This is a genomic window from Desulfobotulus sp., assembly GCF_034006065.1.
Lineage (GTDB): Bacteria > Desulfobacterota > Desulfobacteria > Desulfobacterales > ASO4-4 > Desulfobotulus.
On sequence record NZ_JAVETM010000008.1, the window covers coordinates 1 to 25,898 of the forward strand.

Annotated in this window: 19 protein-coding genes and 1 tRNA gene; 3 read left to right on the forward strand and 17 right to left on the reverse strand. The window is 56.4% G+C overall.

The genetic code is table 11. The annotated features are described in order from the left end of the window. From RBR60_RS04960 to hisS, 8 genes are all read right to left on the reverse strand, one after another. Nucleotides 1–1,204: PAS domain S-box protein (locus RBR60_RS04960; protein WP_320354776.1), on the reverse strand; the 1,204-nt coding region annotated here is incomplete at its 3' end. 101 nt (nt 1,205–1,305) lie between these two features. Then, a complete protein-coding gene (locus RBR60_RS04965) occupies nt 1,306–4,752 on the reverse strand; it encodes a PAS domain S-box protein (protein WP_320354777.1) in 3,447 nt (1,148 codons plus the stop codon). Between the two features lie 127 nt (nt 4,753–4,879). Beyond that, entirely contained in the window at nt 4,880–7,036 is a 2,157-nt protein-coding gene (locus RBR60_RS04970) for an ATP-binding protein (protein ID WP_320354778.1), read from the reverse strand. Between the two features lie 456 nt (nt 7,037–7,492). Continuing rightward, nucleotides 7,493–7,568, reverse strand: a tRNA-Asn gene (locus tag RBR60_RS04975). A gap of 125 nt (nt 7,569–7,693) precedes the next feature. Continuing rightward, the gene (locus tag RBR60_RS04980; RefSeq protein ID WP_320354779.1) at nt 7,694–8,662 is read right to left on the reverse strand and encodes a calcium/sodium antiporter; all 969 of its coding nucleotides are present in this window, start codon (nt 8,660–8,662) and stop codon (nt 7,694–7,696) included. 157 nt (nt 8,663–8,819) lie between these two features. After that, the gene (locus tag RBR60_RS04985; protein WP_320354780.1) at nt 8,820–9,494 is read right to left on the reverse strand and encodes a CBS domain-containing protein; all 675 of its coding nucleotides are present in this window, start codon (nt 9,492–9,494) and stop codon (nt 8,820–8,822) included. 30 nt (nt 9,495–9,524) lie between these two features. Next, nucleotides 9,525–11,312, reverse strand: a complete 1,788-nt coding sequence (gene aspS, locus RBR60_RS04990; protein WP_320354781.1) for an aspartate--tRNA ligase — start codon at nt 11,310–11,312, stop codon at nt 9,525–9,527. Between the two features lie 233 nt (nt 11,313–11,545). Next, nucleotides 11,546–12,793, reverse strand: a complete 1,248-nt coding sequence (hisS, locus tag RBR60_RS04995; RefSeq protein WP_320354782.1) for a histidine--tRNA ligase — start codon at nt 12,791–12,793, stop codon at nt 11,546–11,548. A gap of 364 nt (nt 12,794–13,157) precedes the next feature. On the opposite strand from hisS, the gene panB reads away from it, so the two are divergent. From panB to RBR60_RS05010, 3 genes are all read left to right on the forward strand, one after another. Beyond that, a complete protein-coding gene (gene panB, locus RBR60_RS05000; RefSeq protein WP_320354783.1) occupies nt 13,158–13,943 on the forward strand; it encodes a 3-methyl-2-oxobutanoate hydroxymethyltransferase in 786 nt (261 codons plus the stop codon). Nucleotides 13,944–14,364: 421 nt separating this feature from the next. Beyond that, nucleotides 14,365–14,535: a hypothetical protein gene (locus tag RBR60_RS05005; RefSeq protein WP_320354784.1), complete on the forward strand. Its 171-nt coding sequence runs from the start codon at nt 14,365–14,367 to the stop codon at nt 14,533–14,535. A gap of 183 nt (nt 14,536–14,718) precedes the next feature. After that, entirely contained in the window at nt 14,719–16,122 is a 1,404-nt protein-coding gene (locus RBR60_RS05010; protein WP_320354785.1) for a radical SAM protein, read from the forward strand. Nucleotides 16,123–16,182: 60 nt separating this feature from the next. Here RBR60_RS05010 and RBR60_RS05015 read toward each other — a convergent pair whose 3' ends face one another. The 9 genes from RBR60_RS05015 to RBR60_RS05055 all read right to left on the reverse strand — a co-directional run bounded on the left by RBR60_RS05015 (nt 16,183) and on the right by RBR60_RS05055 (nt 25,776). Beyond that, nucleotides 16,183–16,725, reverse strand: coding sequence for a hypothetical protein (locus RBR60_RS05015; RefSeq protein ID WP_320354786.1), 543 nt, complete (start codon nt 16,723–16,725; stop codon nt 16,183–16,185). 333 nt (nt 16,726–17,058) lie between these two features. Further along, nucleotides 17,059–17,463, reverse strand: coding sequence for a hypothetical protein (locus RBR60_RS05020; protein WP_320354787.1), 405 nt, complete (start codon nt 17,461–17,463; stop codon nt 17,059–17,061). An 89-nt stretch (nt 17,464–17,552) separates the two neighbouring features. Then, the gene (locus RBR60_RS05025; RefSeq protein ID WP_320354788.1) at nt 17,553–17,996 is read right to left on the reverse strand and encodes a flavodoxin; all 444 of its coding nucleotides are present in this window, start codon (nt 17,994–17,996) and stop codon (nt 17,553–17,555) included. A gap of 647 nt (nt 17,997–18,643) precedes the next feature. Further along, on the reverse strand, nt 18,644–19,522 hold the full coding sequence (gene speB / locus RBR60_RS05030) for an agmatinase (protein WP_320354789.1): 879 nt from the start codon (nt 19,520–19,522) through the stop codon (nt 18,644–18,646). Nucleotides 19,523–19,601: 79 nt separating this feature from the next. Further along, nucleotides 19,602–20,771: a carboxynorspermidine decarboxylase gene (gene nspC, locus RBR60_RS05035; RefSeq protein ID WP_320354790.1), complete on the reverse strand. Its 1,170-nt coding sequence runs from the start codon at nt 20,769–20,771 to the stop codon at nt 19,602–19,604. Beyond that, the gene (locus tag RBR60_RS05040; protein WP_320354791.1) at nt 20,771–21,949 is read right to left on the reverse strand and encodes a saccharopine dehydrogenase family protein; all 1,179 of its coding nucleotides are present in this window, start codon (nt 21,947–21,949) and stop codon (nt 20,771–20,773) included. The genes nspC and RBR60_RS05040 overlap by 1 nt, the downstream gene beginning before the upstream one ends. A gap of 63 nt (nt 21,950–22,012) precedes the next feature. Beyond that, on the reverse strand, nt 22,013–23,932 hold the full coding sequence (speA, locus tag RBR60_RS05045; RefSeq protein WP_320354792.1) for a biosynthetic arginine decarboxylase: 1,920 nt from the start codon (nt 23,930–23,932) through the stop codon (nt 22,013–22,015). Nucleotides 23,933–24,023: 91 nt separating this feature from the next. Then, nucleotides 24,024–24,890 (reverse strand): metal ABC transporter permease, encoded by an 867-nt coding sequence (locus RBR60_RS05050; protein WP_320354793.1) that lies wholly within the window; start codon nt 24,888–24,890, stop codon nt 24,024–24,026. Next, nucleotides 24,862–25,776, reverse strand: a complete 915-nt coding sequence (locus RBR60_RS05055) for an ABC transporter ATP-binding protein (RefSeq protein ID WP_320354794.1) — start codon at nt 25,774–25,776, stop codon at nt 24,862–24,864. Before RBR60_RS05055 ends, RBR60_RS05050 begins: the two co-directional genes overlap by 29 nt. Between the last annotated feature and the right edge of the window lie 122 nt (nt 25,777–25,898).

Below are 25,898 nucleotides of genomic sequence, written 5' to 3' on the forward strand. Positions count from 1 at the left end.
GCTCTGTGATATCCAGGGCGGTGAAGGTCACGCCTGCGCTGAGATCCTGGGGATGAATGGGGGTTGAGCTGAGAAGAACCTCGAGAATGGTTCCATCCTTACGTTGCCAGCGGGTTTCCACGGTGCCAGTTCCGGTTTTGTGAATCTGCTCGTACTTATCCACGCCCACGCGCTCAAAATCCGCATCACTGGGATAGAGAAAACGGGAACTCTGACCGATGAGTTCTTCCCGTGTATACCCTGTCATTTCGCAGACCCTGTCATTGATGGTCATGAGGGTACGGTTGCTCACCATCCCGATTCCTGTGGGCGCTGCGCGGTAGATGCTGCTGAGCAGGTTTTCGCTTTTACGTAAGGCTTCTTCCGTGCGTTTCCGCTCGCTGATGTTGCGCATGATGGTGGAAAGATAATGGAGCCTGCCATCCTTTCCCCGATGGGCAAGGATGACCTGAGACACGGGAATTTCCCGTCCTTCCCGATGGTAAACAGCCGTTTCTCCTTCCCAGTTTCCCTTTCGCGTGGCGGTTGTGATGCCCTCTTTGCGGATTTTTTCCAGAGCCCAGGCGGGATGGAGGTCTGCAATGGTTTTCTGATCCAGGCTTTCGTCCTGCCCCCAGCCTGCCATGCGACGGCCTGCCTGGTTGAGATAGGTGAGGCGGCCGTCGGGTGTTGCTGTGGAAACAAGATCACTGGTGCTTTCCAGGATGGCGATGAGTCTGGCCCGGCTTTCTTCCGCCTGGGTATATGCATCCCGTTTTTGACGCGTGGCTTCCGAAAGCTGGTCTTTGGTGGTGGAAAGTGCCTTTTCCACCTGTTTGCGGTCGCTGATGTTCAGGGTGATGCCGAGAAGATTGCCGTCGGGCAGCATGCGGACCCGGTTTTCCACCCAGACGAGGCTGCCGTCTTTGCGTATGAGCCGCCTTTCCCGGGTGATGATCCTGCCCTGGGCCAGATCCTGTGCGGGTGTGGGGTTTCTGATGAGATCCTCCGGGTGAATGAGATCCTGGATGCGCATTCCCAGAATTTCATGGGCTGCATACCCCGTAAGGGCTGTGACACTGGCGTTAACGGCGATGAGTCTGCCCTGGGGGTCGGCCATGAACATGCTGTCCGGAGCTTCTTCAAAGAGAATCCGGTAGATATCCCAGTGGATCTTCGGTTCGGGGGCCTCGGAGCCTTGGGGGAGGGGGTGTTTTTTTTCCATGGGACTCCTTTGCCTGGACCCGGAAGGGGCATGGGTTCATGAAAAATCTGTTTTGGATTCTGGGGGCTTCTTCCCGCACTCTTAAGAAAAAAAATCCTTGTTCAGGCCTTGCCCATGGCCTTGCGGAAGGCATCCAGCTGTTTTCTGAGAGTGGGCAGACAGAGGCGGGCGGCTTCCAGGTTTTCCGCCTTTGCCGCGGTTTCCATCTGAAGGGCCGCCCAGGAAAAGGCTTCCGCCCCCATATGAGCGGATACGCTTTTCAGGCTGTGGGTTTCCATCTGCACCGTGGCCAGATCCCCTTGCCGGATCAAGGCCTCCAGGGTTTCAAGCTGCACGGATACGGTGCTGAGAAACTCATCGAGAATCACCTCCATGAGCTCCCGGTCTCCCTGGAAAAAATCTGAGAGTATGCGCGGATTCCAGATCTGGTTTTCCTGGGAGGATGCATGCGGATGTTTCTTTTCCGCAGGCCGTGCCATGGAAGGCGTGTCCGGAGCAGGCGGAAGCCACCGGGCCAGAGCCTGGGTGAGAGCCTCAGGGGAAAGGGGTTTGGTCACATAATCGTTCATGCCCGCATCCAGGCATCTTTTCCGATCCTCCTGCATGGCGTGGGCGGTCATGGCGATGACCGGAATCTGGGGGTTGAGCACGCCGGAAGCCGGATCCCTGAGACGTCTTGTGGCTTCAAGACCATCCATGACAGGCATCTGGACATCCATGAGCACCAGGTCGTAAGGAAAATCCCGGAGGGCTGCCAGGGCTTCCTCGCCATGGGTCACCGTGATGACGGAAAGCCCCAGGGTATCCAGAAACCCCTTGGCCACCTGTTGGTTGATGAAATTGTCCTCCACGAGAAGAACCCGGGTTTTGGGGGTGTAGCGCAGGGCCGGACGGGAAGCAGGCACAGCATTTTCCCGTGAAACCGGATGCGTGCTATCCGGAGTTTGTCTCGCCAGGAGTGCGGTAAACCAGAATTCCGATCCTTTACCTTCCTGGCTTTCAAGCCCGATCTCTCCGCCCATGAGCCGGGTCAGCTGTTTTGCGATGGCAAGGCCCAGACCCGTTCCTCCATATTGCCTTGTGATGGCTGTGTCTGCCTGGGTGAACTTATCAAAGACAAGGGGAATTTTCTTTTCCGGAATGCCGATGCCTGTGTCCCGGACTCCAAAGCGCAGAAGAACGGTGTCCTTGTCTTCCCGCTCCACGCGGATATGGATGGCAACCTCACCCTGGGGGGTGAACTTGATGGCGTTTCCTGCGAGGTTGGTGAGGATCTGACGCAGCCTTCCGGGATCTCCCCGGAGCAGGGTGGGAACGTCCGGATTCCGTGCGCAGAGAAAGCGCAGCCCTTTTTTGTGGGCTTGTACTTCCATGGATCTGATGAAACTCTGCAGGAGTTCTTCAAGGTTGAAATCGAGGGTTTCCAGATCGAGTTTTCCGGCTTCGATCTTGGAGAGATCCAGAATATCGTTGATGATCTCCAGAAGGGCTTCGGCGCTGGTGCGCACGCTTTCTGCGTAATGGCGCTGTTTTGACGTCATCCGGGTGCCGAGAAGGAGGCTTGTCATGCCGATGACGCCGTTCATGGGCGTGCGGATTTCATGGCTCATGTGGGCGAGAAAGGCGCTTTTGGCCTTATTGGCCTTTTCGGCCTGCCGGGTCATCTCCAGTGCCTGGGCGATGGAGGCTTCCAGGGCGAGGTTGGTTTTTTCCAGGATATCCCTGGACTGATTCAGGGCCATTTCGGCTTCCTTACGATCACTGATGTCAATCATCACGCTGAGAAGGTAGGAGGTGTCTCCGTTGCCGAGTATTTCTCCGGAAAAGATACCATAGCGTATGTCGCCATGTTTGGTCTTAAGCTGGATTTCCGTATTGCTCACGCGGTTTTCCGCAAAAAGGCGCTCCACCAGTCGGGACTGCTGGTCCGGATAAGGAAAAAGGGACAAGTCCGAAGGCGTTTTTCCGATGACTTCCTCCCGGGTGTATCCCAGAGTTTCGAGAAATGCCCCATTGACGTCCACCATGCGTCGTTCGGGCAGAGTGGCCAGGGACATGAGGGCGGGATTGTTGCGGAAAATACTTTCAAAGCGTTCCTGAGCCGCCATCTGGATGCGGATATCTTTGGCAATGCCGAAAATACATTCCTTGCCGTTCCACCGTCCCCGCCAGAGCCGGGCCTCGGCATAGAACAGGCTTCCGTCTTTGCGGGCAAGGGGGAGAGTGCAGATTTCCTTGTCGCCATCCAGGATGGCTTTAAGGGTCTGTCTGGCTTCTTCACGCCTGTCTTTGGCGTAAAGATCAATAATATGCATGCCATGGCATTCCTGAGCGGAATAGCCCAGATGTCTGCGCAGGGCCTTGTTGGTGAAAAGGATGCGTCCTCCGGGACGGGTGACGGCCACAAGGTCCGTGGTGCTGTCAAAAAAGCTCCGGAAATTGGCCTCCCTTTCCCGGAGAAGTTTACTGGTTAAAAGGGCGAGGATAAAGGCAAGGCTGAGAATGAAGAAGGTGTTGTGCTGGGCCTTCAGCACAGGGGTCATGAAGTCTGCCTCCGGAACCAGCACACAGATCAGCCAGTCGATATGGCTGTTTTCCCTTAAGGGAGAAACCTGAAGAAAAAATTTTTCTTTTCCCACGGAAAGGGTGAGGGTTTCCATGGTGCGGATGTTTTCAAGGCCTCCGAATCGGCTGAAAAGGGCTTGGCTGGCTTTGCGGGTCAGTTCACAGGGACTTTCGGTTCCCCGCAGTCTTTCGGGCTTTTCTCCATCTTTGTGCTGGAGTACGGGGCTTTCCGGAAGGGAGGCGGCCACAAGAAAACCGGATTTTTCCATGATAAAGGCGCCACCGGTTTTACTGATCTGCATTTTCTGCAGAAAGTCGCGGATATGGGAGAGGAAGATATCCACGGAAACCACGCCGAGCAGGTCTCCTTTTTTGTCCCATACCGGGCGGCTGGCGGAAAGGGCGATGGCGTCTCCTGTGAAGAGAATGTAAACTTCACTCCAGGCATGGCCTTTCTTTTCAAGGGCTTTCAGGTACCAGGGCCGGGTGCGGGCGTCAAAGTCGGGCACTGTGGCGATCACCTCTCCCCGGAGTCCTTCCCAGGTTGCGGCGTACTTTCTGAACGGGCCTGCGGAGAAATCATCCGTTGCAATGAAATAGGTGCTGTGGCCTTCGGGCTCCCGACCGCCATTGGCAAGGCCGCCCCGGGCATTGCCGAAGTAAATACTGCTGACCTGGGAAAACAGCTGAACCTGCCTGCGGAAATGCTGTTCAAGAAGACTCTGGTTGCCCGGGGGTAAAAGCCCCTGGGTAAGGCCGTCGGCATTGATGTCGTTCACAAGACGGGGCAGATGTAAAAAGGCCTGGAGATGATCGGCAATGCGCAGGGTGTTTTCCGAGGAAAGCTGGGCGATGGCCGTTCGGATGGTGGCGGAGGCCCTGTAATGGTAAAGGCCCCCTGCGACAAAGACCGCTACCCCCATGATCAGGACCAGGGGAAGGATGGGAGGAAGGCGGAGGAGAAGGTCGGACAATTTTTTCATGGAGGCTCGCTCCCTTGCAGGGGAAAATCCGTCTTGAGTGTGCGAAAAAGAGGCTTCAGGTTTTCTTTAAAGCATTGGCAGGTTTTGCAGAGAGAAGATCCTTTGGGGGCACGGAACAGGATCCTCTTTAAGGTTCATCGAGCACCTCACGGACTTTGTGGGCAAGATCCGTGCGACTGAAGGGTTTCTGGATGAAGTGTACGCCGTCATCAAGAACGCCGTGCCTGTCAATCACATCCGCGGTGTAGCCTGATATGAAAAGGGTTTTAAATCCCGGATGCAGGCGGGAAAGCATATCTGCAAGATCCCTGCCGTTCATGCCCGGCATGATGACATCCGTGATGAGGAGATCCAGTGTATCCGTATGGCTCTGGAGGGATTCCAGGGCCTTTTCCGGGGAGGAGGCCACCAGCACCGTATATCCCAGGCTTTCCAGCATTCTCTGGGTCATCTTGAGGATGGCGGGTTCATCCTCTGCAACCAGAATGGTCTCATGGGGCCTGCCGGTGAGAAGACGGGGCTTTTCCCGATCCAGGGCCCAGGTCTCGCCCCTGTGGGGGGGCAGGTAAATATCCAGGGTGCAGCCCTTGCCCGGCGTGCTGTGAACCTGGATATAGCCTTCATTTTGTTTGACAATGCCATAGACGGTGGCAAGGCCCAGCCCGGTTCCCTTGCCCACGGCCTTGGTGGTGAAAAAGGGCTCAAAGAGATGAGGGATGATTTCCGGAGCCATACCGCAGCCCGTGTCATGGACAGATAATACCACATAGTCGCCAGGAAGAAACCCCTTGTGGTTTGCCGCATGGGTGGGATCAAAGGAGGCGTTGCAGGTGCGGATGGTGATTTCACCTGTGCCTTCAATGGCATCCCTTGCATTGACGCAGAGATTGGCGAGGATCTGGTCGATCTGCCCCGGATCCATGAGCACGGGCCAGAGATTGGCTTCGGGAAGCCATCGGAGGCGGATGTTTTCACCGATGAGCCGTTGCAGCATTTTGAGCATGCCGCTGACGGTTTCGTTGAGATCCAGCACCTGGGGCATGGCCGTCTGTTTCCGGGCAAAGGCGAGGAGCTGGCGGGTGAGATCTGCGGATCTGCGGGCCGCCTGTTGAATCTGGGTGAGATCGCTGCGAAGGGGGCTTTCCGGATGAAGATCTTCCAGGGCCAGTTCCGCATGACCGATGATGACGCTGAGCATGTTGTTGAAATCATGGGCCACGCCCCCGGCCAGTCGCCCCACGGATTCCATTTTCTGAGCCTGGAGAAGTTGGGCCTGGAGAAGGTTCTGGTCTTCCTGGGCCTTTTTGCGCAGACCCACATTGACGAGCATCTGGGCAAAGAGGCTGAGCAGCTGTTGTTCTGTGCCGGAATAGGCATGGGGAGAGCGCACGGAGTCAAAGCCGATAAATCCGAGGCAGGTCTGCATATGCACCATGGGAATGGCGAGAAGGCTCTGGATTCCCTGGGGCTCCAGCACATCCCGCGCTCCGCCGCGGGGCAGGTCAGAAACCAGAGGAATGTGAATCGGGCGTGCCTGGACGTGGGCTTCCACCCAGTCTTCCATGGAAGAAAAAGGAACAGCCTGGAGGTGGTGTATCTGGGGCTCTATGCCCTGTCTGCACCACTCGTGGGTATTGGTGCAGATTTTTTTTTCAAAATCATAGGTGCAGATATAGGCCCTGTCCGCGTTAACAAAGCAGGCCATATCTCCCAGGGATTTCTGAATGTGAGCATCCACGTCGGCGAGGGGCAGGTTGATGTAGGTTGCGGCGATTTCCATGAGCAGATGCTGCAGACGGGATTGGTGCAAAAGGGCTTGTTCGGCGTCTTTCCGGGCGGTGATGTCCCGTGCAAAGCCTTCAATGAGAAAATCGTCCCCATGGAGGCCTTTGCGCATGCGGGCATTCATGCATACCCAGATGCGCCTGTTATCCACACGGGTCAGCACATACTCCAGAGGTTGCATGGCTTCGGTTTCCCGAAGATGGCGGAGGATTTTTTCCTTTTGTTCCTGCTGCAGCCAGAAGACGGCACCCAGGTCTGTGGAATGGGTTATCACCGCCTCAGGGGATGAAAACCCCAGGATGCGGGCCATGGCGGCATTCATGAAAAGGGGGATTCCCTGGGCGGTTAAGCAGAAAATGCCGATGGGCGCATGGTCAAAAAGATCTCTGTAGGTTTTTTCCCTTTCACGCAGTTCCTGAAAAGCCTTGGCCGAGAGGTCGCTTTTTTCAGGATCTGCCGTCCAGAAGCCATGGGGAGGGGGAGGATTGTCAATGGGCATGGAATTTTTCCTTTTCTGGTGTCTTTCCAAGGCCATCTCCATCTGGATTGGCGGAAGGATGGGATTTTTTTGTCCTGTGCGCACGGTTTTTTTCTGTGCGTTGGAGGCGTGGGCACATGCTGGGCCCTGTCCCAGGGACGGAGGTTTGCAAGACAGCAGATTTTGGCTCATGAGCAGGCCGTGGCGATTTGAGAGGGGAAGGGAGTGGGGGCTTGTGGGAAGGGTCCCCGAGGGGCCTTGGGGAAAGGGGCATGGGCTGCCTCCGTGGCGGGGGGTGAAGGAAGATGGCGGATAGGGGGAATGGCATGCGTATGGCTGAAAGTAGACGGATTTGATGCTGAAAACAAGAAATTTCTGAAAGGGGGGAGGCGAGGTAAAAACAAAAAACCCCCTGCCGAAAAGGACAGGGGGGTATAAAAACCAACTGCACACCAAAGTGTGCAGGGATTATCAATTTGGCTCCCCAGCACGGACTTGAACCGCGGACCCAGTGGTTAACAGCCACTTGCTCTGCCGACTGAGCTACTGGGGAGCAGCGTTCCGCCTTGCAGCAGAACGAGGCAACTTATACGGCTTTGATCCTGAAGTGTCAACGAAAAAAAACGGAATCAGGACTTTTTTTCAAACCTGTTTTTTTGAAAACAGGTTCTCTTTTTTTTAAAGGCTTCCGTTGCGTATGAAAAGACTGCCGATGTAAGCGGCGTACAGAATCACCATGAGAACGCCCTCCCATCGGTCAATGGCTCTGCGTTTTCCAACGAACATGAAGATAAAAAGGAGGACGTTGGAGAGGATGACAACGGCGATGTCCACATTGTTGGTGATGGAAAAGGGCAGGGCTTTGATGCTGGCGCTGATACCTAAGACAAAAAAGATATTGAAGATGTTGGAGCCCACCACATTCCCCACAGCAATGGCGGCATTGCCTTTCCAGGCGGCGGTGGCGGAGGTGGCCAGTTCGGGAAGGGAGGTGCCGATGGCCACGATGGTGAGGCCGATCACATCTTCTGAAATCTGGATTTCTCTTGCAATGTGTACCGCAGATTCCACAATCCAGTCTCCGCCCAGGCCCAGCCCCACCATGCCGAGGATCATGTAAATCCAGGATTTTAAGGGTGTATACCGGGCTTCCTTCGGGGGGGTGAGGCGCTCATTGCCCTTGGATTGGGAAAGGGAATAGGAATAATAGGAAAAGATAAGAAAAAAACCGAGAAAGGCCAGACCGTCGGTGCGGGTCAGCTGATTGATGGGCGCTCCGTCAAAGAACATATCGTTCACGGCAACGGCGAGCATGACACCACCCAGAAGGCTTAAGGGAATTTCCGCCCAGACCGTACCCCGCTGAACCGCGAGGGGAGAAATGGCCCCCGCAAGCCCCAGAACGAGCAGGGTGTTGGCAATGTTGCTGCCAAGGACATTGCCCACGGCAATGGCGGAATTGTCGGTCAGACTGGCGTAGATATTTACAAAAAGTTCGGGAAGGGAGGTGCCGAGGGCCACAATGGTGAGACCGATGACGATGCTCGGAACCTGGAAGCGGCGGGCAATGCTGACAGCTCCATTGACAAGGAGCTCCGCGCCTTTGATGAGCAGGGCCAGGCCGACAACCAGTTGCAGATATACCATGACAGAACCTCAGGAAAAGGACAAAAAGCATGAGAGGGTGGCAGCGGTGTTTCCTTACATGCCTGCGGGGTGGAATGCACGGGTAAAAGAAACGCCGGGCATTTGGGCTTTTTTTGGGAGTGACGCTGCTGCGGCCCCAGGGCCGCAGCAAAAAAGGTCAGGCCTTTGGAATGTAAGGCGTCAGATCCTTTACATGGCGGGTCAGAACGGCAAAGCCACCGGCCTCAAGGCTTTTTACCGCAGCATCGAGATCCCTTGCCGCCACCCGCATCACAAGCTGGAAAACCCCTGGATGCTCGTCAATGGGCCAGGAGATGAGGCTCTGGATATTGATGCCTTCTGCGGAAAGAATTCTTGCGATTTCGGCAAGGGCGCCGAGGCGGTCCCGTATGAGTACCTGAAAACGCACGGAGCCTTCGGCAATGCCGATGGCATCCAGGAGTACCTTGAGGACATCGGTGCGGGTGATGATACCCACAAGTTGGTCGTTTTCCATGACAGGCAGGGAGCCGATGCGTTTTTCCTGGATGATCATGGCCGCCCGTTCAATGGTGGTGTCCGGGGTGATGGTCACGATTTTCTTGCGCATGATCATGGCCATGGTGACCTTGCTGAGAAGATAGTTCAGCTCATGGCTGGAAAGGGTGGTGGCGGAAGAGGCCCAGTTCTGCCGGATATCCCGGTCTGAGACCACGCCGACCAGTTTTCCTTCTCTGTTCACCACCAGCAGGTGTTCAATGCCCTTCTGGTCAATGAGTTCCCTGGCCTCGGCCAGGGGCATTTCCGGCGGAACGGTAACAAGATCCGTACGCATGATGCGGCCAATGTACATGCAGTCCTCCTTGGGCTTGGGGTTTATCCCTTAGGTTTCGGCGACAACCTGCACACCCAACTCCTGCAACTGGGAGGGCGCGGGTTTGCTGGGCGCTCCGGTGAGCAGACAGGCGGCCTTCTGGGTTTTGGGGAAGGCGATCACATCCCGGATGGAAGACTGGCGGGTGAGCAGCATCACCAGCCGGTCAAAGCCAAAGGCCATGCCGCCGTGGGGAGGTGCGCCGGAACTCAAGGCGTCCACCAGGAAACCGAACTTGTCCTCGTAGTCTTCGCGGGAAAGGCCCAGCACGTCAAAGATTTTCTGCTGCATTTCCGGCTGATGGATGCGGATGGAGCCCCCGCCCACTTCCGTGCCGTTCAGCACCAGGTCATAGGCCCTGGATTTGGCACTGAGGGGGGCTGTGTCCAGTTTGGCAAAATCCGCCTCTTCAGGGGCGGTGAAGGGGTGGTGCAGGGCCACCAGACGTTTTTCCGTTTCATCATACTCGAACATGGGAAAGCGGGTAATCCAGACAAAACGGAAGACGGCATCATCCACAAGCCCCAGTTTACGGCCAAGGTGGTTGCGGAGGTTGCCGAGGGCTTCGTTGACCACAGTGGGGGTGTCCGCCACAAAAAAGATGAGGTCGCCTGCCTCCATGTGGAGACGCTCCACCATGCGGGCCTTTTCTTCCTCGCTGAAGAACTTGGCGATGGGAGACTGCCATTCACCGTCTTCCTTCACCTTGATCCAGGCCAGTCCCTTGGCCCGGTAGATGGCCACAAAAGCGGTGAGGTCATCGATTTCCTTGCGGCTGAACTCGGCGCAGCCCTTGGCGTTGAGTGCCTTGATCATCCCACCCTTTTTGGCCACATCGGCAAAGACCTTGAAGCCCACCGTCTCCATCATGGCGGTGAGATCCACAAGCTCTAAACCAAAACGCAGGTCGGGTTTATCGAGGCCGTAGCGATCCATGGCGGTTTCGTAATCCATGCGCTCAAAGGGGGTGGCAAGCTCCATGCCGAGAACCTCTTTAAAGACGGCGGATACGAGACCTTCGCCAATGCTCATGACATCTTCTTCTGTGACAAAGCTCATTTCAAGGTCAATCTGGGTGAACTCGGGCTGACGGTCGGCCCGCAGATCCTCATCCCGGAAGCATTTGACGATCTGGTAGTAGCGGTCAAAGCCTGCGATCATGAGCAGCTGCTTGAAAAGCTGGGGGCTCTGGGGCAGGGCGTAAAACTGGCCTGCGTTTACCCGGCTGGGAACCAGATAATCTCTGGCGCCTTCGGGGGTGCTGCGGGTGAGAAAGGGAGTTTCAATGTCGAGAAAGCCCTGGGTGTTGAGAAAATTCCGAATGGCCTGACCCGTCTTGTGCCGGGTGATGAGGCTTCTCTGGAGCTGGGGTCTGCGCAGATCCAGGTGCCGGTGCTGAAGCCGGATGGTCTCGGAGACCTCCACGTTTTCTTCAATGAGAAAGGGAGGCGTGGCAGCGGTGTTGAGGATACGCAGCTCATCCACCATGACCTCGATGGCGCCGGTTTTGAGGTTGGGATTTTCCATGCCTTCGGGTCGCGCCACCACGGTACCCCGCAGGGCCAGGACAAATTCGCTGCGGATGCCGTGGGCCTTGGCATGGACTTCCGGGTTGCGTTCGGGGTTGAAGACCACCTGGGTGATGCCTTCCCTGTCCCGAAGGTCCACAAAAATCACACCGCCATGATCCCTTCTGCGCTGCACCCATCCCATGAGTACCACACTTGCACCCATATCCTGGCGGCCCAGGCTGGCGAGGTGGTGGGTTCTTTTCATATCGCCAAGCATATCCGGCACGGGAACTCTCCTTGATTCATGAACGTAAGCGTTGGAGGTATGTAATTATTCAGAAAAGGGCTCTTGTGACTTTGGCAGCCTTTTAAAATCTTTAGAAAAAGTCAATGGATAAGATGCTTTTTACAGCGCTCTTCTCTCACCCCTGGCCCCTTTCCCAGAGGGAGAGGGGAAAATTTACTGAATAGTTACGGATGTACTTTAAAAAAATCTGAGGGTTTTCAGTCCCTTTTTATTCAGGGAAGAGAAAGCCTTTCCACGAGATTTTCGAGGGGGATATCTTCCTGCTCGCCTGAGGCCATGGTTTTCACGGTGGCAAGTCCTTTTTGAAGTTCCGTCTCTCCAAGGATCACCACCCTGGGCGCGGCCAGGCGGTCGGCCCGCTTCATGAGGGCTTTCAGGCTGCGGCCCGAATAGTCCGCTTCTGCGGCAATCTTTTTTTCGGCAAGCTGCATGCAGAAATCAAAGGCTTTTTCCATGGCCTTTTCGCCTAAGGGGATGAAAAAGACTTCAGGTCTTGCCTCTTCCGGAGGCCGGGTCTGGGCAATGACTTCCACCAGACGGTCAAAACCGATGGCAAAGCCGATGGCCGGAATGTCCGGTCCGCCCAGGGCCTTCACCAGACCATCATAGCGGCCGCCGCCCGCTACGGAACTCTGGGCGCCCAGCATGTCCGTCTGGAGTTCAAAGGCTGTGCGGGTGTAATAATCAAGACCCCGTACGAGGCGTTTGTCCACCTTGTAGGCAAGGGATCTGCGGTCAAGTTCCCGCCGCACCACGGCAAAGTGCTCGGCACAGGGGGCGCAGAGCTCGTCAAGAAGCTCCGGCGCTTCGGCCATGGCCTTCCGGCAGGATTCACTCTTGCAGTCCAAAACCCGCAGGGGGTTTTTGTCCTTTCTGCGCAGGCAGTCTTCGCAGAGTTGCTCCTTGCGGGCCTCGATGAAGGCCGTGAGGGTTTCCCGGTAACGGGGACGGCAGTCCGGACAGCCCAGGGAGTTGATGTGGGCGGAAATGCCCGTGACCCCGAGGCGTTCCATGAGGGTGGCCAGCATGAGGATCATCTGGGCATCTATATAAGGTGAAGCGATGCCGAAGGCCTCCACGTCAATCTGGTAGAACTGGCGGTAACGGCCCTTCTGGGGTCTCTCCCTGCGGAACATGGGACCGATGGTGTAGAATTTCCGCACAGGCTCCGTTCCCGAAAGCTTGTGCTGAATATAGGCGCGCACCACGGAGGCGGTGGCTTCCGGCCGGAGGGTGAGGGTATCCCCGCCCCGGTCCGTGAAGGTGTACATCTCCTTTTCCACGATGTCCGTGGTCTCTCCGATGCTGCGGGCAAAAAGCTCCGTCTTTTCTAGAATGGGCAGGCGGATTTCCTGGTACCCATGGATCTCAAAGAGTTTTCGGGCCTCTTTTTCGATGTGCTGCCATAGACCTGCTTCGGGTTGCAGAATATCTTTAAAGCCTCGGATCAGCTGAATCATCTTAATTTCCATCCTGAAAAAATCGGACTGAAGAATTCTCCAGGGTCCGACGGGGAACCCCTTGTGAAATAAATACCATAACCGTGTTCTCTTATCGCAGGGCCTTGCAAGCGTCAACCGGATTCCTTGAAATGCAGGCGCTTTGTCCCAAAAGACTTTCTCTGCCTTGACAGGGGGGGCTTGCGGGGATAGGCATTGAAAACGCTCCTTGAATGGAGACTTGGCAGCCTTGGGGCAGCGGCGTTCAGAGGACGGGCTGGAAAAGCCGAAAAGCATAATCAATCAAGGCGGTTCACCTGCAAAATTCGGAGTCGGGCTTGCCCGGAAAACGATCCAGAGGTCCGGCGCAGGAAGGGAGAAAAGCATGGCATCGGTAAGTACGACACATCTTTTGAAAATGAAGGGCGCAGGAGAAAAAATTGTGGCGGTCACCGCCTATGATTATCCCTTTGCCCGTCTGGCCGATGAGGCTGGGGCAGACCTGATTCTTGTGGGGGATTCCCTCGGCATGGTGGTGCAGGGTCAGAAAAATACCCTGCCCGTGACCATGGAGGAAATGCTCTATCATACCCGTATGGTGAGTCGCGCTGCCCAGCGGGCCCTTGTGGTGGGAGATCTGCCCTTTCTTTCCTACCAGGCCGATGTCCGGGAGGCGGTACGCAATGCGGGGCTTTTTCTGAAAGAGGCGGGAGCCGCTGCGGTGAAGCTGGAGGGCGGGGCCACGGTGACGGAGGCCATCCGCGCCATGGTGGATGCGGGCATTCCCGTTCAGGCCCACATCGGTCTCACGCCCCAGAGTGTCCATGCCATGGGCGGTTATCGGGTGCAGCGGGATGAAGAAAGGCTTTTGGCCGATGCCCATCAGGTGGCGGAGGCAGGGGCCTTCTCCGTGGTGCTGGAAGGCATTCCCGCAGCCATTGCCGAGCGCATCACAAGGGAGCTTGCCATTCCCACCATTGGCATCGGGGCCGGGGTTCACTGTGATGGGCAGATTCTGGTGATGCACGATCTGCTGGGACTGAACCTTGGCTATATGCCCAAATTCACACGAATGTTTGCGGATCTGAAGGCCGAGACCCTCAAGGGTTTCCGGGCCTATGGCGATGCGGTGCGCTCCGGGGAGTTTCCGGGGCCTGAGCACAGTTATTGATCTTTTTCGAATAAGCCGGTGCTGTCTGCCATGTTGGAGGAACTGCAGGACAGGCCCTGGGCTTGCCTGTATCCGGATCACGGTGTGCAGCTGCCGGGAGGCCTGCATGCAATGGATGGGCAGGGCGAGGGGAGCAAGGACTGAACTCGCTACGGTTTTCATAGGGTCTTGAACGACAGGGGACTCAGCCCAGGGGGCTGGCCCCTGTCGTGTCTTTGGGCACGTTTAAGGTTTGGGAAAACTTTTTTGAAATGGGTCTTGCTCTGGGCGCATTATGGGCATATGTTCATAATGAGTCTGGAGCCCTCTCCCGTCCTTTAACCACGGGAAGTGACATCCTTCAGACAGAAAAAGGAGGCGCATATGCCGGGAATGAACGGACAGGGCCCCGCTGGACAGGGACCGGGGACAGGAAAAGGGCTTGGCCCCTGTGGTCGGGGAAAAGGCAGGGCGGAAACCCAGGACGTTTCCCCGTCTCAGGCGAGAATGCAGGGGCGCTGCGGAGGACGGGGGCGATGCGGTGCTGGTCAGGGAAGACAGGGGCGTGGTGGATGGAGTGATGGCGCTGTGGAGCGTACCGGGGGAACGTTGACCCGGACGGACAGGGAAGAAATCTGATTCAGGGCGTCATCAAAAAAATCCAGGATTTTGAATTCTCAGGGAAAGGAGGTTCCGGATGTGGGCCTCCTTTTTTATTTGCAAAAATAGGAGGTTTCGCTGTAAAAATGTCTGTTTTTCTCCCCCATACATGTTGAATTTCCAGTAAGGAGTGTCCATGGCCCTTGTGCAGGAACAGCCCTGTTTTGAAGATGAGAATTTCCGGGAGTATGGAGAAGGTGTGGGGCGTCTTGTTTTTGCCGAAGGAGAAAGGGCTGTTCAGGCCATGGAGGAGCGGCGGATGCTGCTTTCTGCTGTGGCGGGTGTGGTGACCCCCGGATGCAAAGGCACCAAGCCGGATATGTCCCGCCTGTCGCCGGGTTGCGCCCTCTGCGCCGCAGGCCAGTGGTCTTGTCTTTTCATCAATGGCTGCTGTAACGCCTCCTGCTTTTACTGCCCTGCCCCCCAGAAGGAGCTGGGTCTCCCCGTGTCCCAGGGGCTGACCTTTGCAAGCCCCGAAGGCTATGCGGAGTATGTGGCAGCCTTAGGGTTTAAGGGGGTGAGTTTTTCCGGTGGGGAGCCCCTTCTGACCCTGGATCGCACCCTCTCTTACCTCAGGGCCGTGCGGGAGCGTCTGGGAAAGAAGGTGCATATCTGGATGTACACCAACGGCATTCTGGCGGATGCGGCAAAGCTTAAAACCCTTGGTGCAGCAGGGCTGGACGAGATCCGTTTTGACATTGGTGCGATGGGCTACAGCCTTGAAAAGGCGATCCTTGCCGTGGATCACATCCCCACCGTCACCATTGAGATTCCCGCCATTCCCGAAGAGGAAGCCCTTCTGATGCTGAAAATGCCGGAGATGGCCAAAGCGGGTATCCGGTATCTGAACCTCCACCAGCTCCGGCTGACCCCCCACAATCTCCCTCGTCTTCTGGAAAGAAACTATACCTATATCCGGGACGCTCACCTCACGGTGATGGAGTCGGAAATTACGGCCTTACGTCTTTTGCGTTTTTCCAGGGATATGGATCTGCCCTTAGGTGTGAATTATTGTGGTTTTGCCTACAAGCACCGTTTTCAGCAGGTGGGCTTACGCATGAAGACCTCACCGCTTGCCGCCTTTTCCGATGAAGGGCTGACGGAAAACGGGTATCTGCGCCAGCTCATTCTGGAAGGGCCTGAGGACTTTCTTGAAGGGGAAGCGGCGCGTCTGGCCGCATCGGGCTGGGATGCGGGGCTTTTCCGCCTCAGCGCCATGAAAGATGGTCTTCGTATTGCTCCTCTTCTTGCGGGCCATGTCCGGCCCGGTCCCTGTACGGGAAAGCTTCTGTATTCCGGTGTCAGGCTTCTCAATCCCGAAGAGGCACCTTTGGGGGCGAAAAAACTGGATCTGGGGCCGGACTGCCGCTTGGCTCTGATCCGCAGGCCAGCGGCCGCCCCCCTGGTTCTGGATGAAGAAGGATTGCGGGGGTGTCTCGCCTGGCTTCAGGATCCCAGAGGAGGGCGGATACCGCAGGAAGCCCTTCTTTTTGAATGTATTCCGCCGGGCCTTCAGTTTTATGGGGCCGTTTCATCATGAAAATAAGGGGTCGGGCAGGGGGAGGATGCCCCTGCCCGGTGTTTTTTTTAGTTCCTTCCTTCATTTTTCAGGAAGGCTCCCCTGGGCTTTCCCCTGTTTTCCGGACACCTTACGGATCATCTCTAAAAGACTTTCCCTGAAATTTTCCCACTCCCTTTCTCCCATATCTCCCGAGAGAATCCACTCCAGGGCATAATTGAAGCCCAGATAATCATAGGTGAAGATGTTGTGCTTTTCCCGCAGATTCTCAATGGCGGGGCGGCACATGAAACTTAAGCAGACCGGGCTTTTGTGGCTTTTCAGGCGGCAGCCTTTTTCTCCGTGATATTCGCAGGGGCTTACCAAAGAGCTTTCCTTTTGATCTTCGGGTCTGCCGTACAGGGCTTCCCGTTCCTTGCGAAGCAGGTCAAAGGAGGGGTGCTCCAGGTCATAGATCCGGTAATAGCGGTTTTTGCAGCAGGCGGCCACAGGGGCTCCGCCAGAAAGGGCAAGGAGGCCTGGAATGCACACAGCGGCGCAGTAATCGAAAAAGGTATAAAAATGGTGCAGCAGGGATTCGATTTCGAGATAGCGTTGTACACAGGTTTGGGGGTGGGTGTTCATGAAAACGCTCCGCAGGTTGGTACATAAGGAAAGGCGGCCTCCTGGCGTTGAAAGTCCAGGGAAAAGGCAGGTTGGGCAAAAAATCTGCTGGGGAGTATCCGAAAGCAGAGGGGCCTTGTCAAGCGGGAGCTTGTGACAGAGGAAAGCAGGACCGGATGGAGAAGGCCGGATAAAGGGAAAGAAGGCCTTTGGGACTTAAGAGGGGAGAGGATGCGGGGGGGATTGGGGGATGGGAAGGAGGTGTCACCCCTTATTCCGGTGTGGAGGGAGGGCCGGATGTGGGGGGAGACGGAGGGCGCTGGTCTTTACGGGGAGGACCAGCGGATGGGACACTCAGGCGGCCCTGCGGCGCGTCTGGCAGCAGGTGCCGCCGCTGGCGCAGCCGTTCTCGCAGGCGCAGTTGCCGCCGCAGGTCGCGGGGTGGGCAGGGGATGCTTCTTCCATGTCTTCTTCTTGTAAATCGTCCAGAAGTGCTGGCCGTTTTGTCATCACGCTGGGATCGGAAAAAAAGCCTTTTCCCTGGCAGTGGGGACAGAGGCAACCTGCCAGAACAATTCGGGTAACGCCTGCGCCTAAGGGGATGAGCTGGAAGGGGATCTGGTTGTCGGCCATGTAGCCCACCAGCCACTTCACAAAGAATTCGTTTTTAAGGTCTATGGAAGAAAAGGTGCCCTGGGCCAGTTGGGTGATCATCCGGATCTGGAAGGTTCGCATTACTTTGGATTGTTTTTTGGTCATGTCTGCCTTCCTTTGGGGTCAGGGTATGGGGGAGTTGGGATTTTGCGGTCTTCTCACCTTGGGCGTAAAGACCGCAGAGGACATCAGGCTTAAAGGGCTGCAGCCAGTTCATCGGCCCAGTCGAGAATTTCCTTGCGGGCATCACCGGGCTCCCCATCCACCTTCAGGCCTTCAATGAGGAGTTTGCCGCCTGAGGCCTTGACCTTGTCTTCAATGGCATCCACAGCGCCGCAGAAGTAGGTGTAGGAGCTGTCTCCGCATCCGAATACGGCGATTTTTCTGCCTTTGAGTACGGTTGTGTCCAGGGCTTCATAGAAAGGAATGAAATCGTCTTGCAATTCGATCTCATCTTCTCCCCAGGTGGAGCATCCCAGAAGCAGAAGGCCATAGGACTTGAGTTCGTCAACGGGGGTGTCCGTCACGTTTTTGCATGTGATTTTTAAGCCTTTGGCTGCAAGCTGTTTTTCCAGCATGGAGGCAACGGTTTCCGTATTGCCCGTGGTGGAGCCGTAAACGATGAGGATTGTGGTCATGGGTATCTCCTTGTGGTGGACTTCAATCTTTAGTCTTGCCAAAAATACACAAGGCGCTTTTTTGTGTCAATGATTTTTTTAGGCGAGGCAAAAAATAAAATTCACCACAGTCCAGACTCGAAAAAGGGCGGTTTTTGAGCCTGGTACAGGAATTTTACAAGAAAAACGGGGGTGTTTCAGGGAGTTCGAAGAGAGGGAGGAATACCGCCGGGCACCCTGGTCGAAGGGGCGCCCGGCATGGCAGGGAATGGGCAGGGGAAAAGAGGGGGGCCGGTAATTATTCCGGTTCTTGTGAGGGATCGCTTGCCGCAGAACAGCAAGCCGACCAGGGTGAGACCTTGAATCCGTTCATTGGATTCGTTTTCTCTTTATGCATTCTGCGTGCCACAGTTCTTTATTTTGTGTTTTTCAGAAGGGGTGTTTTTAAGCATTTGAAAATAAATATTATTTTTTTGATCAAAAAAGAGAACCCCGGAAAAGAGGGATGAAAACGGAGAAGGCTGGGCATTTTTTTTCGGAAAAGGAAAAAAGGATGGATAAAAAAAACACAGTTTGATTCAGGCCGGGTATAAAAGACCCGCTGTTCTGTATGGTCGAATTTTGTGTGAAGGCACCTGACCGCATGCAGGCCGCAGCCTGCATGCCATTCAGGGCAGCCGGGAAAGGCGGCCAATGAGACCCATGGTCTGATAGGCAAGGTGGGCGGCCAGAAAGTCCGCATGGTGCAGGCCTTCGATGGGGGCAAGCTCCACAAGGTCAAAGCCTGCGATCTTCCGGCCGCTCACGGCCTTTGCGATGACATCGAGAGTCTGATACCAGGAAAGTCCGCCGGGTACAGGGGTGCCTGTGGCAGGCATGATGGAGGGATCCAGGCCGTCCACATCAATGGTGAGCCAGATGCGTTCGGGAAAATCTTCGGGCAGGAGCCTGTCCGGAATTCCGGACAGGGCCAGGGCGGCAGCATCGAGGTGTCTTACGGGAAATGCCTCCCGGAAGTCCGCCTCTTCTGAGGAGAGGGCGCGGATGCCCACCTGAAAGACCTGATGCCCCATGTCCAGAGCCCGGCGCATGACGCAGGCGTGGCTGTAGGGATTGCCCTCGTAGCTGTCCCTGAGATCGGCATGGGCGTCGATCTGCACCACACCAATTTCTCCGAAACGCTCCTTTGCGGCCATGAGGCCGCCCAGGGTCACGGTGTGTTCCCCTCCCAGAAGGACGGGAATGTGGTATTGGGCCAAAAGCCCCTGACAGGCGGAAGCGATGCGGGAGAGTACCTTGGCCGGGCCGGATTCGCAGGCCACGGGCGGGTGGGTCCAGATACCGAGCCTTGCGGGTTCATCCACGCCGTCAAAGCGCTCCAGCTGTTCCGAAGCCTTTAAAATGGCCGAAGGCCCCTTTGCCGTACCTCCGCCATAGGAGACGGAAGCTTCCCAGGGCACGGGAATGACGTGGAAGAGGCAGTTTTCCGGGGCGTTTCCGGGGTTTTCCGAGGCAAGAAAAAAGGGGTAGGCGCTGGGGATTTCCATGAAAGACTTTCCTTATCCGGGATGAAAATGGCAGGCCGGAGCCTGCCATCTTGAGGTTTCAATCTTGTTTTTTTGTCATTCAGCCCAGCCGGGTTCTGAAATCCCCGTAGCCGAATTCCCGTTCCAGATGCAGCCTGCCGTCCATGTCCAGGCGGTAGATGGAGGGCAGGCGGATGCCGTTGAAGGTGTTGGTTTTCACCATAGAGTAGTGGGCCATGTCCGTGAAGACCAGCCGGTCGCCCACGGTGAGGGGAGTGTCAAAGCTGTAGCGGCCGATATTGTCCCCGGCAAGGCAGGAGAGGCCTCCCAGCTGGTAGGTGTGGGCCTTTTCCCCCTCTTCCCCGGCTCCGATGATCTGCGGCCTGTAGGGCATTTCCAGCACATCGGGCATGTGGCAGGTGGCGGAGGTATCGAGAATGGCGTGGGTATCCGGGCCGGAGCCCGCGATGTCCAGGAGCTCGGCCACCAGAAAGCCCGTATCCAGGGCAATGGCTTCTCCTGGTTCCAGGTACACGGGGATGTTGTTGAAGCGTTTTCTGAAATCCGTGATCAGGCGGCAGAGTTTTTCGAGGTCATAGTCCTGCCGTGAAATGTGATGGCCACCGCCGAAGTTCACCCATTTCATGGCGGGGATGAATTCCCCGAAGTGCTGGACAAAGCCTTCCAGCACGATTTCCAGTTCATGGCTGTTCTGCTCGCAGAGGGCGTGGAAATGCAGTCCTTCGATGCCTTCGAGAAGATCGGGCCGGAAGTCCTTTGGCCTCACTCCCAGGCGGGAGCCCGGTGCGCAGGGGTCGTAGATGGGCACTCTGCCCACGGAGCGTTCGGGATTCACCCGGATGCCGCAGCTCACTTTCCTGGGGCAAGCCGCCACCATAGGCCGGAAACGCTCCCACAGGGAAAAGGAGTTGAAGACCAGATGATCGGTGAGGGCAAGAAAGCTTTCCATGTCCTCTTTGCTGAAGGCGGCGGCAAAGGCATGCACCTCGCCGCCAAAGCTTTCCTTTCCAAGCATGGCCTCGTGCACGGAGCTGGCGCAGGTGCCGTCAAGGCTTTTCCGGATGAGAGGAAAGGTGGAGAACATGGAAAAACCCTTTAAGGCCAGGAGGATGTGACATCCCGTTCTGGCCTTCACCTCCCGCAGGCGGGCAAGGTTTTTTTCAATGCGTCTTTCATCCACCACAAAGGCTGGCGTGGCAATGGCGTGGGGGTCAAAGCCTAAGGCTTCCCCGAGACTGTCCCTTGACATCAGAGAATCACTTCCTTCCAGGGCAGTCCGTGCTGGTTCAGGGCTTCCATGAAGGGATCAGGATCCAGCTCTTCCATGTTGAAGACCCCCTTGCCCGTCCATTTGCCGGTGAGCATCATTTTGGCACCGATCATGGCCGGTACCCCTGTGGTGTAGGAGATGGCCTGGGAGCCCACTTCCGCATAGGCCTCTTCGTGGCTGCATATATTATAGATGTAAACGGTTTTTTCCTTTCCGTCCTTCACGCCTTTCATGAGGCAGCCGATGCAGGTGCGACCCTTGGTGAGGGGGCCGAGGCTGCCGGGGTCAGGGAGAACGGCCTTCAGGAATTCGATGGGCGCGATTTTCTGGCCCTTGATTTCCACCGGATCAATGCGGGTCATGCCCACATTCTCCAGCACTTTCAGATGGGTGAGGTAGGCATCGGAAAAGGTCATCCAGAAGCGGGCGCGCTTCAGGCCTTTAAGGTTTTTCACCAGGGATTCCAGCTCCTCATGGTAGAGGAGAAAGCATTTTTTGGGGCCGATGCCTTCGGGAAAATTATAGGTCATGGACCAGGAGAGGGGATCCGTCTCCACCCATTCGCCCCTTTCCCAGTACCGGCCCCTCTGGGTGATTTCCCGGATATTGATTTCCGGGTTGAAGTTGGTGGCAAAGGGCTTACCGTGATCTCCTGCGTTGCAGTCGATGATGTCCAGCACATGGATTTCGTCAAAATGGTGTTTCTGGGCGTAGGCGCAGAAGACATTGGTGACACCGGGGTCAAAGCCGCTGCCGAGGAGGGCCATGAGGCCCTTTTCCTGAAAGCGGTCCTGATAGGCCCACTGCCACTTGTATTCGAACTTGGCCAGATCCGGGGGCTCGTAGTTGGCGGTGTCAAGATAGTGCACGCCCGTTTCCAGGCAGGCATCCATGATGGCGAGATCCTGATAGGGCAGGGCCACGTTGATGACCATTTCCGGCTGAAACTCCCGGATCAGGGCCACGGTTTCGGCCACATGGTCGGCATCCAGCCTTGCCGTGCGGATGGGTCGGGGAAGCGTGGCTGCAATGCGGTCGCACTTTTCCTTGGTGCGGCTTGCCAGCATGATTTCGGAAAAGACTTCGGGCAGCTGGGCGCACTTGTGGGCCACCACCTGACCGACACCGCCAGCCCCAATGATGAGAACCTTGGACATGTTTTGCCTCCTTTGTGTCTTGCTGAAGACCGTAATGGATTTTTTTTCGGTTTCCAGCATGTCTCAGCGTTCGTAGTAGGTGTAGCCCCGCAGTCCCGCCTCATAGGCCTGCATGACCTTGTAGCGGTCTTCCACACTGATGAAGCCCGCCTTGATGGCCGCTTCTGCCGTGTGGCGGAAGCGTTCGGCCATGTTTTTCGGGCTGTATTCCACGTAGCTCAATACGTCGGCCACGGAATCCCCTTCCATTTCCTTCACATAATCCAGGGTGCCGTCCTCCCGGATGCGCACGCTGACCACATTGGTATCCCCAAAGAGGTTGTGCAGATCCCCGAGGGTCTCCTGGTATGCGCCCACAAGAAAGGCGCCGAGGTAGTATTCCTCGTCCGGCTTCAGATCATGGAGGGGCAGGGATTTTCTCACCCCGTGGATGTCGATGAAGCTGTCGAGCTTGCCGTCGCAGTCACAGGTGATGTCTGCGATCACGGCCTTTCGGGTGGGTTTTTCAAGAAGCCTGTGCACGGGCATGATGGGAAAGAGATGATCAATGGCCCAGGCATCGGGAAGGCTCTGGAAAACCGATAGGTTGCCGTAATAGATGTCGGCCAGGGCATCGTCCAGCTCGCTGAGTTCCGGCGGAATGCGGGGAAGCTTTTTCACTTCTGAGGCGATGGTGTGGATGATGTGCCAGAAGATGGTTTCTCCGAGGGAGCGCTCCCGCAGGGTGACGGCTCCATGCTGGAAGCGCTGGCGCAGTTCGTCCCTGTAGTAGATGGCATCGTTGAAGCATTCCTGAAGGTTGCGCAGGCTTAAGGAATGCAGAACATCCACAAGGTTTGCGATGATGTCCGGCGCGTCTTCGGGGATGTCGCTCAGGAAGGGCTGGGGTTCCAGGCGGCTCACGTCCAGGATGTTGAAAAGGAGCACGGAGTAGTAGGCCACCGTGGCCCGGCCCGACTCCGTGATGATGATGGGATGGGGCAGTTCTTCCTCGTCCATGACACCCATGACCGTTTCCACGATGTCGGCACAGTATTCGTCGATGCTGTAGTTTCTGGAGCTGGCGAAGTTGGTGTGGGAGCCGTCGTAGTCCACGGCCAGCCCGCCTCCGAGATCGAGGTAGCCCATGGCCGCTCCTTCGCTGATGAGGCCCACGTAAATCCGGCAGGCTTCCAGCACGGCGTTTCGGATGTCCCGGATGTTGGGAATCTGGGAGCCTAAGTGGTAGTGCAGCAGCTGGAGACAATCCAGCATGTTCACATCCCGAAGCCGGTCCACAAGGCTCACCACTTGGGTGGTGTCGAGGCCGAAGATGCTGCGGTCGCCGCCGGAATCCGTCCAGTGTCCCCCGGCCTTGGAGGCAAGCTTGATGCGGACACCGATGCGGGGCCGCACATCAATGATGGCCGCCCGTTTGAGGATCAGATCCAGCTCTCCTGGCATTTCCACCACAAGAAAGCAGGGAAAGCCCATTTTGCAGGCCCAGAGGGCGAGATCCACGAATTCCTCGTCCTTGTAGCCATTGCAGATGATGCAGGCTTCGGGGTCTTTCAGAAAGGAGAGGGCTGCGATGAGCTCGGCCTTGGAACCGGCCTCAAGCCCGTGGTGGTAGCGGGCTCCGAAGCTGGCTACCTCTTCTACCACCTGTTTTTGCTGGTTGACCTTGATGGGATAGACACCCCGGAAACTGCCCTTGTAGCCCGCATTCTGGATGGCTCCGGCAAAGGCCGAGTGCAGGTGGGAGATCTGGGAGTCGAGGATATTTTCAATGCGCAGCAGCACGGGCATCTCCTTGCCCCTGGCCCGGATGCCTGCGATGAGTTCCGGGATGCTGATGCAAAGATCCTTGCGGTCAGGGATGGGGGTGATGATGACTTCCCCAGCCTGGGAAATGTCGAAATAACCGGCTCCCCAGTTCCGGACGCCGTAGAGGTCCAGGGCGTTTTCAAGGGTCCAACGGTCAAGAGAATGTTTTTCGAGCAATTCCAGATCCTTTTTTGTTTTAAGGGGTCGTGTGTGAAGGAACCCAGGTTTTCCTGTTCCTGAGCCCGCAGTTTTTTTTAGAAAACGGATTTCAGCTGGCCTGATCCTGAGCCTGCCAGCGTTTTCTGATTCCCAGCAGGACAAGGAGGAAAAGGTAGCTTGCCGCAGCAAAGATGACAATGGTTGGTCCTGAGGGCAGATCCATCCCGAAACTCAAGGCAATGCCACCCGTTGTGAAGACCATGGAAAACAGTACGGCAAGACCCATCATCCCGGCAAGGCTTCTTGCCATCTGTCCTGCCATGGCCGCAGGCAGGGTCAGCATGGCGATGACCAGCACAATGCCCACCACCCGGATGAGGAGTACAATGCTCAAGGCCGTGAGCAGGAGCAGGAGAAAATAGTAAAAGTGGGCGGGAACGCCCCGCAGTTCGAGGAACTCCTCATCAAAGCACACCGCCACAAGCTTGTGGTAAAAAAGCAGGACAAGGAGGAGAATGATCCCTCCGAGGCCTGCCATGAGCCGGATGTCCGAAGGGCCGATCATGAGAATGTTGCCGAAAAGAAAACTCATGGGGTCGATGTAGCCCCTGGTCTTTGCCATGAAGAGAAGGCCCACCGCCATGCCCACGGCCCAGAGGGCATTGATGACCGTATCCTCTTTATGTTTGGCTTTGATGTTGACCACACCGATAATGAGGGCGGCCAGCACGGCAGAGCCCAGGGCTCCGGCGACGGGATCCCAGAGGGGCGAAGGGCTTTTTTCCTGCATGAAGAGGGAAAAGCCGATGCCGCCCAGAACGCAGTGGGCAATGGCGCCGGCAATGGTGCTGATGCGGCGGGCCACCACATAGGCTCCCACCACCCCGAAGCTGATGCTGGAAAGAAAGCCTGCGGCCAGGGCATAGCGTAAAAATACGATGTCCGGGTCAAGGAGAATCGTGATCAGGGATGACATGGGTGTGCCCCTTTTCCGTGCAGCGGTGATCATGGCGCACCATCTGCATGCTGCAGTTGTAGATGTCCTGGATGACCATGCCCGTGAGCTCCGTTGTGGGATGCACCACCACCCTGCGGTTGACGCAGAGCACGCTTTTCACGATGGCACTGACAAAGCCCATGTCATGGGAGACCATGAGAATGGTGATTTCCCTGGAAAGCTCCTGAAGGAGAGCCATGAAACGGCTTTCGGTCTGGGAATCCACATTGGCCGTGGGTTCATCGAGAAGCAGGAGTTCCGGGTCACAGGCAAGGGCCCTTGCGATCATGACCCGCTGGCGCTGTCCGCCGGAAAGGGCGGAAAAGGGCCGGGACGCAAGCTTTTCCATTTCCACATGGGCAAGGCAGTCCATGGCCCGCATGCGATCCCTTTTCTCCGGCCATCCGAAAAACCCCCTTATGCCTCTGCGGCCCAGTCGCCCCATGAGCACCACTTCCTCAACCGTGATGGGAAAATCCGGATCAAAGTGGAGATACTGGGGCATGTAGCCGATCCGGGAGCGTACGGATGCGGGATTTTTACCAAAAAGGCTTACACTGCCCGAAGAGGGATGGAGCATGCCGGTCATGAGCTTGAGGAGAGTGGTCTTGCCGCCTCCGTTGGGGCCCACCATGGCCACAAGTTCCCTCGGCCATATGGCAAAATTGATGCCTTCCAGTACGGGAACACCATTTTCATAGGCAAAATCCACCTGCTGAAAGCGTACAATGGCTTCGTCCATGGGGCCTCGGTGAGTTTGGGGGTGTACCCTGGGAACAAGGTCAGGGAGATGGCGGGGTTTCAGGAGGGCTGCCGCCGCACCGGCATTTTCCCTGCATGTGACATATTGCAGGATGATTTTCAATAGTTTTCCTGTCTTGTACCCCAGGGGAGGGGGAAAAGAGCTTGAAAACGGGGAGAAAAGGCCTTTTTTCGGGCTTTTGCCTTCGGGCGGGTTTAAACCATAGGTTTTTTTTCTGACAAATG

Coding starts and splice junctions, on each gene's coding strand:
- RBR60_RS04965 (WP_320354777.1), bottom strand. CDS start 4,752: ATGAAAAAATTGTCCGACCTTCTCCTCCGCCTTCCTCCCATCCTTCCC.
- RBR60_RS04970 (WP_320354778.1), bottom strand. CDS start 7,036: ATGCCCATTGACAATCCTCCCCCTCCCCATGGCTTCTGGACGGCAGAT.
- RBR60_RS04980 (WP_320354779.1), bottom strand. CDS start 8,662: ATGGTATATCTGCAACTGGTTGTCGGCCTGGCCCTGCTCATCAAAGGC.
- RBR60_RS04985 (WP_320354780.1), bottom strand. CDS start 9,494: ATGTACATTGGCCGCATCATGCGTACGGATCTTGTTACCGTTCCGCCG.
- hisS (WP_320354782.1), bottom strand. CDS start 12,793: ATGATTCAGCTGATCCGAGGCTTTAAAGATATTCTGCAACCCGAAGCA.
- panB (WP_320354783.1), top strand. CDS start 13,158: ATGGCATCGGTAAGTACGACACATCTTTTGAAAATGAAGGGCGCAGGA.
- RBR60_RS05010 (WP_320354785.1), top strand. CDS start 14,719: ATGGCCCTTGTGCAGGAACAGCCCTGTTTTGAAGATGAGAATTTCCGG.
- RBR60_RS05015 (WP_320354786.1), bottom strand. CDS start 16,725: ATGAACACCCACCCCCAAACCTGTGTACAACGCTATCTCGAAATCGAA.
- RBR60_RS05020 (WP_320354787.1), bottom strand. CDS start 17,463: ATGACCAAAAAACAATCCAAAGTAATGCGAACCTTCCAGATCCGGATG.
- RBR60_RS05025 (WP_320354788.1), bottom strand. CDS start 17,996: ATGACCACAATCCTCATCGTTTACGGCTCCACCACGGGCAATACGGAA.
- speB (WP_320354789.1), bottom strand. CDS start 19,522: ATGGAAATCCCCAGCGCCTACCCCTTTTTTCTTGCCTCGGAAAACCCC.
- nspC (WP_320354790.1), bottom strand. CDS start 20,771: ATGTCAAGGGACAGTCTCGGGGAAGCCTTAGGCTTTGACCCCCACGCC.
- RBR60_RS05040 (WP_320354791.1), bottom strand. CDS start 21,949: ATGTCCAAGGTTCTCATCATTGGGGCTGGCGGTGTCGGTCAGGTGGTG.
- RBR60_RS05050 (WP_320354793.1), bottom strand. CDS start 24,890: ATGTCATCCCTGATCACGATTCTCCTTGACCCGGACATCGTATTTTTA.